The sequence below is a fragment of the Pseudonocardia parietis genome (genome assembly GCF_017876315.1).
In the GTDB taxonomy this organism is placed as follows: Bacteria; Actinomycetota; Actinomycetes; order Mycobacteriales; family Pseudonocardiaceae; genus Pseudonocardia; species Pseudonocardia parietis.
On record NZ_JAGINU010000001.1, the window covers coordinates 4,510,614 to 4,524,895 of the forward strand.

Below are 14,282 nucleotides of genomic sequence, written 5' to 3' on the forward strand. Positions count from 1 at the left end.
GGTGGCGGAAGCTCTGTGCCGGCTTCTTGCATCTCCCGCAACCGTCCGGCTGGTTGCGGATTTTCGGCTCGGGGCGTGGGCATCGCTGCCGTTGCCCCTTGCCTTGCCCTCGCCAGGCGTTCGGGATCCTCCAGCGGGACGTGTGTGGTGCACGCGGCGTCGCCGCGGGCGATGGTCGCCAGGCGCTGCACGTGGGTGCCCAGCAGCTCGGCGAAGGCGCGGGTCTCTGCCTCGCAGAGCTCCGGGAACTCGGTGGCGACGTGCGCCACCGGGCAGTGGTGCTGGCAGAGCTGCATCCCGAACCCGCCGCGGCGGGCCTGTGCAGCGTAGCCACGGGTACTGAGCACCCTGGCGAGAACCTCGACCCGTTCCTGGGGGCTCCCGGGCGCGCTGACCGAGTCCAGGTCCGGGCCCAGCAGGTCGTGCACCCGGCGGCGCGCGAACGCGTCCACCGCCTGCTCCCCCGCCGTCTCGGCGAGGAACCGCAGGGCCGAGGTGGCCAGGTCGTCGTAACCGTGCCCGAAGCGGACCCGGCCGGCGTCGGTGAGCAGGTACTCCTTGGCCGGACGGCCGCGCCCGCGGGGCCGGGCGGACCGCGCCGCTGCGCGGGCCTCGGCCTCGCCGTCGGCCAGCAGTGCGTCCAGGTGCCGGCGCACCGCGGCCTCGGTGAGGCCCAGCTCGCCCGCCACGACGGCGGCCGTGACCGGGCCCTGCTCCATCAGCACCCGCGCGACGGCGACCCGGGTGCCCGATCCGGACGCGGGCACGGCGAGCTCCGGCCCGTGCCCGCAGGCCGGGTCGTCGCGCGTCGGCGCAGTCCGGTTCGTTTTCACAACACCAGTGTTGCGGATATGTCCGCGCACAGCAAAACGGACCCCCCTCCGTCGTGACCGGGCTCACCCCACCTTCCGGGTATTGCCGGTCGGGACCGGTACCCGGGGCCCGGAGGTGCCCCCACTAACCTGCGTGGTCATGGTGACGCCCGAGGTTGCCCCACCCGGGCGCAACGACTCCCCGACGCGAGCGGCGCCCCCGGCCACCGCCACCGGCCCGACCGGCCCGACCGATCGGAAACCGCCCGCGGCGCGCCGCGGGCTGCGCGAGCAGGCCCGGATCGCACGGATCCTCGGCCTGACCGGCGCGCTCCTGATGGGCATCAGCGCCCTGGGGTCCGGCGCCTACCCGGTGCCGAACCCGCTCCACGGCCTGCGGGTGATCGGCCTACCGGCCCGTAACGTCACGCTGGCCATCGCGGTCACGTATGCCGGCCTGCTCATGGTGGTCACCGCCTGGCTGTGGATCGCCCGGATGCTCACCGCGCGCGGCGCGAAGCACCCGGCGCCGGAGCGGCGCGAGCTGACCCGCACGGCGCTGATGTGGGGGATCCCCCTCGCCCTCGCGCCGCCGATGTTCTCCAAGGACATCTACAGCTACCTGGCGCAGAGCGCGACGCTGGCCCGCGGCATCGACCCGTACACGATCGGCCCGGCCCAGGCGCTGGGCATCGACGATCCACTGACCCGCGGCATCCCCACGATCTGGCGGGACACCCCGGCGCCCTACGGGCCGCTGTTCCTCGGTCTCGGCCGGATCATCACGGCGTTGTCCGGCGAGAACGTGGTCCTCGGGATCTTCGAGCACCGGATGCTGGCGCTGATCGGTGTCGCGGTGCTGGTGTGGGTGCTGCCCCGGCTCGCGGCCCGCTTCGACCTGGACGCCGGCCTGGTGCTCTGGCTCGGCGCCGCCAACCCGCTGGTGCTGTTCCACCTGGTCAGCGGCATCCACAACGAGTCGATCATGATTCCGCTGATGCTGCTGGGCATCTACGTGATGCTCGGCCGCGACGACGTCCTCCAACCCTGGTGGCGGATCACGCTCGGAGCGGCGCTGATCGTGGCGGGTGCGTCGGTGAAACTGCCCGCGTTGCTCGCGCTCGGTTTCGTCGGGGTGTACCTGATCCACCTGCGGGGCGGCCGGCTCGTCGACTGGGCGGTCATGACGACCTGGCTCACCGCGGTCGCCGGCGTCGTCTTCTCGTTCTTCAGCTTCGCCACCGGGCTGGGCTTCAACTGGCTGAAGGGACTGTCCGCGCCCAGCGAGATCCTCAGCTGGATGTCGGTCAGCACCGATGTCGGCCTGCTCGCCGGGCAGGTGGGCCGGCTCGCCGGGCTCGGCGACCACACCGAGGCGACCCTCGCCCTGGCCCGCGGGATGTTCGTGGTCCCGATCGTGGTCATCGTCGTCGTCCTGCTGCTGGCCTGCCTGCGCGGGCGGATCGACCCGCTGACGGGCACCGGTGCGGGACTGGGCGCCGTCGTGCTCCTCGGCCCGGTCGTGCACCCCTGGTACCTGTTCTGGGCGCTGCTCCCGCTGGTCGCGACCCGCGCGATGCCGCGCTACCGGCGGGCGATGCTGCTGCTCTCGGCCTTCCTCGCACTGGTCGTGCCGCCGACCGGGGCCGACTTCATCTTCCGGGCGTTCCAGCTGCCGCTGGCGATCATCGCCGGGATCGTGATGTTCGCGCTGTCGCTACTGGTCGTGTACCGGCTGCTACGTGCGCCCAAGGCCACGGCGGCGAGCGGCGGCACCGCGGAAACCGCCCCGTGAGCGCCGCACTGGAGGTCCGCGGGCTCGTCGTCCGCTACGGCCCGACGACGGCCGTCGACGGGATCGACCTCGATCTCGCCCGCGGCGAGGTGCTGGCCCTGCTCGGGCCGAACGGCGCCGGGAAGTCCAGCACGATCGAGGTCTGCACCGGCTTCCGGCCGCCGTCCGGTGGACGGGTCTCGGTACTCGGCCACGCCCCCGACGACGAGGCCGTCCGGCCCCGGGTCGGCGTCATGCCGCAGGGCGGCGGCGCCTACCCCGCCGTGCGGACGGGCGAGATGCTGCACCTGGTCGCCGACTGTGCGGCCCGCCCGATCGACCCGAACCACCTGCTCGACGTCCTCGGGCTGCGCCCACGCGCGGCGACGCCGTACAAACGGCTCTCCGGCGGCGAGCAGCAGCGGCTCGCGCTGGCCTGCGCCGTCGTCGGGCGTCCGGAGCTGGTGTTCCTCGACGAGCCCACCGCCGGGCTGGACCCGCAGGCCCGCCACCTCGTGTGGGACCTGATCCGCGCACTGCGCCGCGACGGCGTCGGGGTCCTGCTCACCACGCACCTGATGGACGAGGCCGAGGAGCTCGCCGACGACGTGGTGATCATCGACCGCGGCCGGGTCGTCGCGCACGGCTCCCCCGCCCAGCTCACCGCGGGCGACCAGACCGAGCTGCGTTTCCGGGCGCCGCCGGGGATGGACACCGCCGGGCTCGCCGGGCGGCTGCCCCACGGCTACGCGACCACCGAGACCACGCCCGGGCGCTACCGGGTGCAGGGCCGGATCGATCCCGGCGCGCTGGCCGCGATCACCTCGTGGTGCGCCGACCAGGGTGTGATGGCCGACGACGTCCAGGTCGTCCGGCGCAGCCTGGAGGACGTCTTCCTCGACCTCACCGGACGGGAGCTGCGCTCATGAGCGACCTCTTCCCCGCCGGGACCTTCACCCCCGATCCCGGCCGCGGCAGCACGCTGACCATGCTGCGCGCGCAGGGCGGGCTGGAGACCCGGCTCGCCCTGCGCAACGCCGAGCAGGTGCTGCTGACCCTGCTGATCCCGGCGGTACTGCTGGTCGGGCTCACCCTCGTACCGGCCGTCCCGGCGCCGGAGCCGCGGGTGGGCTGGCTGCTCGCCTCGATGCTGGCGCTGGCCGTGATGAGCTCGGCGTTCACCAGCCAGGCCATCGCGCTCGGCTTCGACCGCCGCTACGGGGCGCTGCGTCGGCTCGCCGCGACCGCGCTGCCGCGCTGGCTGCTGGTCTGCGGCCGGCTGACCGCGGTGGCCGCGGTGGTCGTGATCCAGGTGGTGCTGCTGTGCCTGCTGGCGCTCACCCTGGGCTGGACGCCGGCGGGAGCGCGGCTGGACGGGGCGGTGGTCGCCGTGCTGCTCGGCGCCGCGGCGTTCGGGGCGCTGGGCATCCTGCTGGGTGGAACGCTGCGCGCGGACATCGTGCTCGCCGTCGCGAACGTCGTGTGGTTCGTGCTGCTGCTCGCCGGCGGGATCGTGATCCCGGTCGACGACCTGCCCGGACCGATCGCGGCGGTCGCGGCCTGGCTGCCCTCGGGGGCGCTGGCCGAGGCGCTGCGCGACTCCCTGGGGGCCGGGGAGTTCCCGGCACCGGGATCGCTGCTGGTGCTGGCCGGATGGGCGGTGGCGGCCGGGCTGCTCGCCGCGCGGACGGTGCGCTGGAACTGACGGCGCGGACCCATCGGAAGTCGATCGGATCTCCGCCCTCGGGTGGTTCTCGCTCACCCCCGGCACACGCGATCCTGTGGGCCACGGGTGGCCGCTCCGCCACTCCGCGTACCCACCGGGAGGGCCCACCCGCATGCCGACGCACGACACCGCCCCGGACGCCGGCACCGGACGCAAGCTCGCCCCGGACCTGTCCCGCGGCGTGATGCTGCTGCTCATCGCGATGGCCTACGCGGGCACCTACGCCGGGGCCCAGTTCGGTACCGACGTCTCGGCCGCCCCGCCCCACGACCGGGTCGCCTCCGTCCTGAGCACGCTGTTCCTCGACAACCGTGCGTTCCCGATGTTCGCGGTGCTGTTCGGTTACGGGCTGGCGTGGACGGTGGCCGGCCGGCGCTCCCGTGGGGCCGACGAGGGGCAGGCCCGCCGCCTGCTGCGCCGGCGGGGCCTGTACCTGCTGCTGTTCGGCGCCGTGCACGCGATCCTCGTGTACCCGGGCGAGATCCTCACCTCCTACGGGCTCGCCACCCTCGTCACCGGGTGGCTGCTGTTCCGCCCGGACCGGACGGTCACCCGGGCGGCCGTCTGGTTCACCGCCGCCTACGTGCTGACCGTCCCGCTCACGATGATCGGGCTGTGGATTTCGACCGCAGGCGGCACGGCGCCGCTGCCGCCCGCCGGGTACACCACCTCGGCCGACTGGCTCGGGCGGATCTTCGGGGCACCGGTCACGCCGCTGTTCCTCGCCGTCGGCTTCCCACTGTTCCTGCTGGTCGTGCTCGGCTACCGGGCCGCCCGGGCCGACCTGCTCGACGACCCGGCCGCGCACCGCGGGTTGCTCACCCGGATCGCGGCCGGCGGCATCGGCGTGTCCGTGCTGGGCGCGGTTCCCGCGGCCCTGACCGTGACCGGGGTGCTCGCCCCCGGCGCCCTGACCGGCGGTCTCGTCCTGGGCCTGCAAGTGCTCACCGGTGTCGCCGGCGGTGCCGGGTACGCGGCGGCGTTCGCACTGCTGAGCATCCGGCTGCAGGCCGCGCCCGGGCCGCTGACCCGGGCCGCGTCCGCCATGGGCCGGCGCTCGCTGACCTTCTACCTGCTCAACTCGGTGCTCGTGGCCGCGGTGCTGCACCCGGACCTGGGCGGCCTGGGCGAGCACGTCGGGAGTGCCGGCGCGCTGCTGGTGGCGGCCGCGGTCTGGTCGGTGTCGCTGCTGCTCGCCGACCGGCTCGGCGCCGCGGGCCGGCCCGGGCCGCTGGACCATCTGATGCGCCGGCTGGTGCACCGCGAGCAGCGGTAGCGAACCGTTCTTCTACCATCCGTAGTGTGACAACCTCGTCCGGTCTGCTGGCCCGCGTGCCGTCCACCCCGCCGCTGCTGATGCGCCGGCTGGCAATCGCGAACCTGATCGCGCAGATCGGCATCGGGGTGACCGGCTCGGTCGTACGGGTGACCGGATCGGGTCTCGGCTGCTCGACCTGGCCGCAGTGCGAGCCGGGCAGCATGGTGCCGGTCTCGCACGCCGAGATCGCGCCGCTGCACATGTGGATCGAGTTCGGCAACCGGCTGCTCGGGGTCCTGGTGGTCCTCACCGCAGGCGCGGCCATGCTCGCCGCCCTGTACACCCGCCCGCGGCGACGCCGGCTGACCGGGCTGGCGCTGGCGATGCCGCTCGGCGTCGTCGCCCAGGCGGTGATCGGCGGGATCACCGTGCTCGCCGGGCTGGCCTGGTGGACGGTGATGCTGCACTTCCTCGCCTCGATGGTGCTGGTGTGGTTCGCGGTACTGCTGGTCACCGCCGCGACCGAGCACGACGGCCCGGTCACCCGGACCGTCCCCGCCGCCGGGCGCGGGCTGGTGCTGTTCTCCACCGCGGTGCTGTCCGTGCTGCTCGTCGCCGGGACCCTGGTCACCGCGGCCGGCCCGCACGGCGGCGACCCGGAGACCCCGCGCCTCGACGTCGACATCCCGGTGCTCACCCAGCTGCACGTCGACACGCTGTTCCTCTACCTCGGCACCCTCGTCGGAATCGGTTTCCTGTTCCACGCGGTCCACGCCCCCGCCACGCTGCACCGGCGGTACCGGACGCTGGTCGCCGTCGTGCTCGCGCAGGGTGCGCTCGGCGGCGTGCAGTACGCGCTCGGGGTGCCGGAGCTGCTGGTGTCGCTGCACGTCCTCGGTGCGGGCCTGGTCACCGCGGCCGCCTCCTGGATGTGGGCGGCCACCGCGACTCGGCCTGCAATGGGCCCCGCCCCGGCCGCCGATACCTCCGGCAACGGCGCCGAACGCCCCCTCGCCGGCGCCGACCGGACCTGACCGACCCGACCGACCTGACCTGACTGACGAGTAGCGGACGTATCCCGCGCTGCGGCGACTCCCCCGCTGCGGCGACCCGGCAGCAGCCCTACGGCGCGACGGCGCGGGACGCCCCACTGCGATCCCCGCGCTTCACACCCCGCCGGACGAGCTCGCACCGGCTGCACCCGGCGCGTGGCCCCGGCGAGGTGCGACGTCAGGCCCGAGATGCAGCGTCGCGCAACCGGTGCGACCGCGCCCTGCGCGCCGGGCCCTCGGTACGGCACTCTGGAACCATGACCTCCGGATCTCGGTTGCGCCGTGGTGGGATCGCCGCGGCGCTCGCGGCGGCGCTGGCCGTCGCCCTCACCGTCGGCTTCGTCACCGCGCGGGCCTCGGCCGCGCCCGACCTCCCACCGGTGACGCCGGAGGAGCTGGTCGCCTCCGTGCTCGAGGCGGAGCCCGCCGCGCTGGCCGGCACCGTCGCCGTCGACAACCGGCTGGGGCTGCCCGCGATCCCGGGCGCCCCGGCCGACTCGTTCACCGACGGCACCTCCACGGCGCGGGTCTGGTCCGACGGCGAGGGTCGCGGCCGCCTCGCGGTGCCCCGGCCGGACGGCGAACGCACCTACGTCCGGGACGGGACGGTGACCTGGGCCTACGACTCGGCCGACCGCACCGCGACCCGGATCCCGTCCCGGGACGGTGACCGCGACGAGCGCACCGGCCAGGACCCGCAGGCCGCGGCGCGCGACATCGTCGGGAAGCTGCGCGGCACCAGCGTCGTCGCCGTCGACGGCACCACCGAGGTCGCCGGGCGCCCCGCCTACACCCTGGTACTGACCCCGCAGCCCGGTGAGCGGACGGTGCTGCGCGAGGTCCGGGCCGCGATCGACGCGCAGACCCGCACTCCGCTGGAGCTGACCGTGCTCGGTGAGGGCGCCGAACCCGTCCTGCGGGCCGGGTTCGACGAGGTCACGTTCGGGCCGCAGGATCCGTCGCTGTTCACGTTCACCCCGCCGCCGGGCGTCCCGGTCGAGGAGAAGGACGCGCGGGCTGACGGGCATCGCAAGCCTGCCGATGCGCCGCGCCCGCAGGTCGTCGGGGACGGGTGGGACGCCGTCGTCGTCGGGACCGTGCCGGAGCGCACCGGCGACGCCGGGCAGCAGCCGGACCTGTCCGCACTCGGCACGCCGGTCTCCGGGGCGTGGGGCAGCGGCCGTGCGATCACCACGAACGCCGGGTCCGCGATCCTCACCGACGACGGCCGGGTCGCCGCGGGCGCCGTCGAACCGGACGTCCTGGGCACGGCGCTGGAACGGTGAGCACGGGAACCGAGACCGCAACCGGGGCGGGCACCGAACCGGTCCGCACCGAGCCGCCTGCCGCCCGGGTCCGTGCCCTGCGCAAGGAGTTCGGCCGGGTCACCGCGGTGGACGGGATCGACCTCGACGTCCCGGCCGGGTCGGTGTTCGGGATGCTCGGTCCCAACGGCTCGGGCAAGACCACCCTGATCCGGATGCTGCTCGGGCTGTCCCGGCCGACGTCCGGCACCGTCGAGCTGCTCGGCCGGCCGGTCCCCGCGGGACTGTCCGCCGCGCTGCCGGACGTCGGCGCGCTCGTCGAGGGCCCCGGCTTCCATCCGTTCCTGTCCGGGCGGGAGAACCTGCGCCGCGCCGCGGACCTCGAACCGCGGCTGTCCGCCCACGAGACGGGTCCGGCGGTGGACGCCGCGCTGGACCGGGTCGGGTTGGCCGACGCGGCCGGGCGGCGCTACCGCGGCTACTCGCTCGGTATGAAGCAGCGCCTCGGGCTGGCCGCGGCGCTGCTGGTACCACGGCGGCTGGTCGTGCTGGACGAGCCGACCAACGGGCTCGACCCGGCCGGGACGCGGGAGATCCGGGCGATCGTGGCGGAGCTGCGGGCGGCCGGCGCGACGGTGCTGCTGTCCTCGCACCTGCTCTCCGAGGTGGAGGCGGTGTGCACGCACGTGGCCGTGCTGAAGCAGGGGACGTTGCTCGCCGCCGGGGAGCTCGGGCAGCTGCTCGACGCCGTCGCGGGTGGCTGGGAGATCGCCACCACCGACGTCGACCGGGCGCTGCGGGTGCTGCGCGAGACCGGCGCGACCGCCCGTGCCGACGGGGCGGGTGTGCTCGTCGAGGACGGCCCGGAGGGCCCTGTGCTGTTCGCCGCGCTGGTCCGGGCCGATGTGCGGGTGCACGGACTGCGCAGGCAGCGCCCGGACCTGGAGACGCTCTTCACGAGGATCACCGAGACGTGAGCACCACCTCCGCGGCGCCGCGCGCCGTTCCCTGGACCCGTCTGCTGGGCGCCGAGCTGCGCTGGGTGCTCCGCCGCCCGCGGACCTGGGTGATGCTGGTCCTGCTCGGCGCCGTGCCCGTCCTGATGGCGCTGGGCATCGTGCTGGCCGACCGGCCCCGGCGCAGCCTGCTCTCCGAGGTCACCGGCAACGGGCTGACGCTGCCGGTCGCCGCGCTGTCGCTCCTGCTGACCCTGCTGCTGCCGCTCGTCGTCGCGGTGGCGGCGGCGGACGCGATCGCGGGCGAGAGCCAGCACGGCACGCTGCGCGGGCTGCTGATGGCCCCGGTCGGACGGCTGCGGCTGGTGACGATGAAGGCCTTCGGTGTGCTCGTGGTCGCCGCGGTCGCGGTCGCGGTGGTCACCCTGTCCGGGGTCGTCGCCGGCTGGCTGATGATCGGCCCGCCGGTGGTGCTCACCACCGACGGCGCGCTCCTCACGATGTCGGGGACGACCCTGTCGCTGCCCGAGGCGCTGTACCGGATCGTCCTCGCCGCGGCCTGGACGCTGGGGCAGCTCGCCGCGGTCGGCGCCGTCGCGCTCGCGATCTCCGCCTGGACCGACCACCCGCTGGTCGTGCTGTCCTCGGTGCTCGGCGGCCTGATCCTGTTCGGGGTGCTCGCCGCGCTCCCGGCACTGGAGCCGCTGCACCCGTGGCTGATCACCAGCGGCTGGGGCGCGGCGGCGGACGTGCTGCGAGATCCGCTGCCCTACGCCGAGCTCGTCCGCAGTGCGCTGGTCGCGGCCGGCTACCTCGTTCTCGGCGGGGTCGTACTGGTGGCCCGGATGCTGCGCCGCGACGCGTGAGTGAAGCTTGCGGAACGAACATCGGCGCGTGAGAGAGGCTTGCGGAACGAACATCGGCCCCGGTGAGAGGCTTGCGGAGCGAGCATCAATACTGCGGGCATGATCACGTCGCTGCAGTCGAACGAGGAGGACCATGCGTGCGGTACGGGTGACCAAGGCCGGCGGGCCGGACGTGCTGGAGGTCGCCGAGGTCGACGCCCCCGCGCCGGGGCCGGGCGAGGTGCTCGTCGAGGTCGCGGCGGCGGGTGTCAACTACATCGACACCTACCAGCGCGAGGGCATCTACCCGATGGACACGCCCTACGTCCCGGGATTGGAGGGCACCGGGCGGGTCACCGCACTCGGCACCGGTGTCGACGGTGTCGCGGTCGGTGACCGGATCGCCTGGGCCGAGACGCTGGGCAGCTACGCCGAGCAGGTCGCGGTGCCCTGGGAGAAGGCCGTGCCGGTGCCCGACGGCGTCGCCGACGATGCCGCCGTCGGCGCCCTGCTGCAGGGCATGACCGCGCACTTCCTGGTCAACGACAGCGTCCCGCTGACCGGCGGCGAGACCGTGCTCGTGCACGCCGCGGCGGGTGGGGTCGGGCTGTTGCTCACCCAGCTGGCGACCGCGAAGGGGGCCCGGGTGATCGCGACGACGTCGAGCGCGGAGAAGGCGGAGCTCGCCCGTGGCGCCGGCGCCGCCGAGGTGATCGACTACACGCAGGTGGACGACCTCGCGGCCGCGGTCCGGGAGCTCACCGGCGGCGAGGGCGTGCACGCGGCCTTCGACGCCGTCGGGCGGACGACGTTCGACGCCAGCCTGGCGTCGCTGCGCAAGCGCGGGACACTGGTGCTCTACGGCGCGGCGTCCGGCCCCGTGCCCGCGGTCGACCCCCAGCGGCTCAACTCGGCCGGCTCGGTGTACCTGACCCGGCCGAAGCTGTTCGACTTCATCGACACCACCGCGTCGTTGCGGGAGAAGGCCGCCGCGGTCTACGGCGAGGTCGCCGGCGGACGCCTGGACGTCCGGATCGGGCACCGCTACCCCCTCGACGGAGCCCGCACCGCGCACGAGGACCTGCAGGGCCGCCGGACGACCGGCAAGCTGCTCCTCCAACCCTGAAGCCCGCGCCAGGCCGTCGAGTGTCACGTTGTGGCGCCACCGGGAACCACAACGTGACACTCGACGGGGCGCATCTGCGGTGCGGGGATGCTATGAACCCGGGGTGCCGATGGACGACGCCCCGAAGACCCCGTTCCACGACCTCGACGCCTACATCGCACTACCCCGTCTCAGCGGCCTCGCGCTGTCCCCCGACGGAACGCGGCTGATCACCGCCGTCGCCGAGCCGGACGCCGACGCCACCCGGTACCGCACCGCGCTGTGGGAGGTCGATCCGGCCGGGACGGCGCCGGCCCGGCGGCTGACCCGGGGCGCGGCCGGCGAGTCGGGGCCGGTGTTCACGCCGGACGGCGACCTGCTGTTCCGCTCGGCGCGCCCGGACCCGGACGCGTCGTCGGACACCGAGCCCCCGGCCGCGTTGTGGCTGCTACCCGCCGGCGGTGGCGAGGCACGCCCGGCGGGCAGTCGCCCGGGCGGGATCGACGACGTCGGCGTGGGCCGGGAGTCGGGGACGGTCGTCGCGTCGTCGCCGACGCTGCCGGGCGCCGTGACCGGGGACGACGACGAGAAGCGCCGCACCGCACGGACCGAGGCGAAGGTGACCGCGATCCTGCACACCGGCTACCCGGTGCGGCACTGGGACCACGACCTCGGACCGGCCGAGAACCGGCTGCTGGTGCAGGACGGCGACGGCTGGACCGACCTCACCCCCGCGCCGGGCCGGGCGCTCGACGAGACCGGGTTCGACGTCTCCCCGGACGGGGCGACCGTGGTCACCGGATGGCACCGGACGCACGGGCACGGCACGTGGCGCCCGGGGATCGTCGCGATCGACGTCGCCACCGGAGCGCACCGCGACCTGCTGTTCGACGACGGTCACGAGTACGGCGACCCGCGGATCAGCCCGGACGGGCGCACCGTCGTCGTGGCACGGGAGCGGCTGTCCACGCCGCACGTCGCCCCGCGCATCGACCTCGTACTCGTCCCGCTCGGCGGGGGCGTGGCCCGCCCGGTCGCCGAGGCATGGGACCGGTGGCCGTCGTCGGTGCGGTGGACCGCCGACTCCTCGGCGCTGATCGTCACCGCCGACGAGGACGGCCGCGGCCCGCTCTTCCGGATCGACCTCGGCTCCGACCACGCCCCCGGATCCGACCACGACCCTGCTGCCGACACCGCCGGCGGCGACCGGGTCGTGCGGCTCACCGCCGACCACGGCTCCTACACCGACCCGGTCCCGAGCCCGGACGGCCGCTGGGTCTACGCGCTGCGCAACGCCTACGACGCCGCCCCCGCCCCGGTCCGGGTGGACGCCCGTGCCGGCGGCGCGCAGCCCGAGTACCTGCCCGGCCCGGCCGCGGCGCCGGAGCTGCCCGGCACCCTCACCGAGATCGAGACCACCACCGCCGACGGCACCCGGGTCCGCGCCTGGCTCGTGCTCCCCACCGGCGCCGATCCCGAGACTCCCGCGCCGCTGCTGCTGTGGATCCACGGTGGGCCGCTGAACAGCTGGAACGCCTGGTCCTGGCGGTGGAACCCGTGGCTGATGGCGGCCCGCGGCCATGCCGTCCTGCTGCCCGACCCGGCGCTGTCCACCGGCTACGGGCAGGACTTCGTCCAGCGGGGCTGGGGGCGGTGGGGCGGCCCGCCCTACGAGGACCTGATGGCGATCACCGACGCCGCCGTCGCCCGGCCCGACATCGACCGGAACCGGACCGCGGCGATGGGCGGCTCGTTCGGCGGCTACATGGCGAACTGGGTCGCCGGGCACACCGACCGGTTCGCCGCGATCGTCACGCACGCGAGCCTGTGGGCGCTCGACCAGTTCGGCCCGACGACCGACCACGCCGACTACTGGCTGACCGAGATGACGCCGGAGATGGCCCGGGAGAACAGCCCGCACCGGCACGCCGACGCGATCGTCACGCCGATGCTGGTCATCCACGGCGACAAGGACTACCGGGTACCGATCGGTGACGGCCTGCGGCTGTGGTGGGACCTCGTGTCGCGGCAGCCGGACCCGGCGTCGAACCCGCACCGGTTCCTGTACTTCCCGGACGAGAACCACTGGGTGCTCACGCCGAACCACGCGAAGCTCTGGTACGAGACCGTGCACGCGTTCCTGGCGACCCACGTGCTGGGCGCGGAGTGGGAGACGCCCGAGCTGCTGCGGTGAACGCCGCGCGCGGACCCGACGCCGTGGCCGAGGCCCGGGCCCGCCGCGACCGTCTCGACGGGTGGCTACGAGCCTTCGTCGCGACGTACGACGGCGACGGGCCCGGCACGGTGCACACCGGATCGTGGCCTGCGCACGAGGTCGGATCGCGGGCAGGCCCGTGCGGACCCGGAACCCACGAGGCGCCGGCCGGGCTGCCGGTGGCTGTGAAGGGGACGCGCGGGATCCGGACGCCGGCGGTGCGCCGGCTGCTCGCCGCGGGTGCGGTCCCAATCGGTGCGACGTCGGTGCCGCGGGGCGCCGGTCACCAGACGTGGGGCTGGACCGACCGCGGCCCGACCCGGAACCCGTGGCGCGCCGACCGCTCCCCGAGCGGGTCGTCGGCGGGGTCGGCGGCGGCCGTCGCGGCGGGGATCGTGCCGCTCGCGACCGGCTCGGACGGCGCCGGGGTCCGTACGGACCCCGGCGGCCTGGTGCGGGGTGCTCGGGTACAAGCCGACCACCGGACTCGTCCCGGGGACCGACCCGACCGGCCTCGCGACACCCGGGGTCCTGGTGCGCGACCCGGCGCTGCTGCTGCTGTGGCTGGCCGCGGTGACCGGCGCGAGCAGCACCCTCGTCCCGCGGCCGTGTGGCCCCGCAGCCGCTACGCGGGGCTCGGCGCGCCGCCCGGCCATGCACGACCGCAACCGCGATGTCGGTGCTGTCGGCGATCCCGGGCAAAGATGGGCCGAGCTCGGGTGCCGGTGCGCCGATCCTGAGCCCGGGTGGACCGGTCCCGGCACGGCCGCGTGGTCACCGGATCTCGGGTTCGCCGGAGCCGATCTGGATCCCGCCGTGGTCACGATCGCCCGGTCGGCGGCGCGGCGGTGGGTCTCGCGCACCGGTCTCGACGAGATCGAGGTCCCGGTCCGGCTGCGTGACCCGGCACCGGCGTGGGCGGCGCTGCGCAGGCCCGGCGCGTCCGCCGCCTCGCTGCGGGCGGCGAACGCGCTGCGCAGGGCGAACGACCGCGCGCTCCGGGAGCTGTTCGAGCGGGTGGACCTGCTCCTGACCCCGGCGACGCCGGACGGTCCGCACGGGCACGACGGCCCCGGTGGCCGGATGAACGTCGCACTGACCTGGGCGTTCAACCTGTCCGGGCACCCGGCGGTGTCGGTCCCGGCCGGGTTCGGGCCGGACGGGTGCCCGGTCGGGCTCCAGATCGTCGCCCGCCCCGGCGAGGACCACCGGCTGCTCACACTGCTGGAACGCCACCAACCGGTCACCGGGGTCGCCGTACCCCGGTGAGCGGC

General features: G+C 74.9%; 11 protein-coding genes and 3 pseudogenes. 13 read left to right on the plus strand and 1 reads right to left on the minus strand.

Annotation, left to right across the window (positions count from 1 at the left end):
* Positions 1-53: 53 nt before the first annotated feature.
* Positions 54-833 (minus strand): annotated as a pseudogene (locus tag JOF36_RS21360) (helix-turn-helix transcriptional regulator); the annotation flags it as partial.
* Positions 834-972: 139 nt separating this feature from the next.
* Between JOF36_RS21360 and mptB the strand changes: the two are divergent.
* The 13 genes and pseudogenes from mptB (at position 973) to JOF36_RS21420 (ending at position 14,277) form a co-directional block, all read left to right on the plus strand.
* Positions 973-2,607 (plus strand): polyprenol phosphomannose-dependent alpha 1,6 mannosyltransferase MptB, encoded by a 1,635-nt coding sequence (gene mptB, locus JOF36_RS21365; protein WP_210030065.1) that lies wholly within the window; start codon positions 973-975, stop codon positions 2,605-2,607.
* On the plus strand, positions 2,604-3,515 hold the full coding sequence (locus JOF36_RS21370; protein ID WP_210030067.1) for an ABC transporter ATP-binding protein: 912 nt from the start codon (positions 2,604-2,606) through the stop codon (positions 3,513-3,515). Before mptB ends, JOF36_RS21370 begins: the two co-directional genes overlap by 4 nt.
* Positions 3,512-4,291: an ABC transporter permease gene (locus tag JOF36_RS21375; protein WP_210030069.1), complete on the plus strand. Its 780-nt coding sequence runs from the start codon at positions 3,512-3,514 to the stop codon at positions 4,289-4,291. The genes JOF36_RS21370 and JOF36_RS21375 overlap by 4 nt, the downstream gene beginning before the upstream one ends.
* A 133-nt stretch (positions 4,292-4,424) precedes the next feature.
* Positions 4,425-5,588, plus strand: a complete 1,164-nt coding sequence (locus tag JOF36_RS21380) for a DUF418 domain-containing protein (protein ID WP_210030071.1) — start codon at positions 4,425-4,427, stop codon at positions 5,586-5,588.
* Positions 5,589-5,614: 26 nt separating this feature from the next.
* On the plus strand, positions 5,615-6,604 hold the full coding sequence (locus JOF36_RS21385) for a COX15/CtaA family protein (RefSeq protein ID WP_307862507.1): 990 nt from the start codon (positions 5,615-5,617) through the stop codon (positions 6,602-6,604).
* A gap of 275 nt (positions 6,605-6,879) precedes the next feature.
* On the plus strand, positions 6,880-7,908 hold the full coding sequence (locus JOF36_RS21390; protein WP_210030073.1) for a LolA family protein: 1,029 nt from the start codon (positions 6,880-6,882) through the stop codon (positions 7,906-7,908).
* Complete coding sequence (locus tag JOF36_RS21395; protein ID WP_210030075.1) at positions 7,905-8,864, plus strand: ABC transporter ATP-binding protein; 960 nt, start codon at positions 7,905-7,907, stop codon at positions 8,862-8,864. The genes JOF36_RS21390 and JOF36_RS21395 overlap by 4 nt, the downstream gene beginning before the upstream one ends.
* On the plus strand, positions 8,861-9,709 hold the full coding sequence (locus tag JOF36_RS21400; RefSeq protein WP_210030076.1) for an ABC transporter permease: 849 nt from the start codon (positions 8,861-8,863) through the stop codon (positions 9,707-9,709). The genes JOF36_RS21395 and JOF36_RS21400 overlap by 4 nt, the downstream gene beginning before the upstream one ends.
* 133 nt (positions 9,710-9,842) lie before the next feature.
* On the plus strand, positions 9,843-10,814 hold the full coding sequence (locus JOF36_RS21405) for a quinone oxidoreductase family protein (RefSeq protein ID WP_210030078.1): 972 nt from the start codon (positions 9,843-9,845) through the stop codon (positions 10,812-10,814).
* A gap of 109 nt (positions 10,815-10,923) precedes the next feature.
* Positions 10,924-12,987 (plus strand): S9 family peptidase, encoded by a 2,064-nt coding sequence (locus JOF36_RS21410; protein ID WP_210030080.1) that lies wholly within the window; start codon positions 10,924-10,926, stop codon positions 12,985-12,987.
* 239 nt (positions 12,988-13,226) lie between these two features.
* Positions 13,227-13,421: pseudogene (locus JOF36_RS41430) on the plus strand (amidase family protein); the annotation flags it as partial.
* A 22-nt stretch (positions 13,422-13,443) separates the two neighbouring features.
* Positions 13,444-13,497, plus strand: a pseudogene (locus tag JOF36_RS41435) (hypothetical protein); the annotation flags it as partial.
* Between the two features lie 165 nt (positions 13,498-13,662).
* Positions 13,663-14,277 (plus strand): amidase family protein, encoded by a 615-nt coding sequence (locus tag JOF36_RS21420; RefSeq protein ID WP_210036046.1) that lies wholly within the window; start codon positions 13,663-13,665, stop codon positions 14,275-14,277.
* The last annotated feature ends 5 nt before the right edge of the window (positions 14,278-14,282 follow it).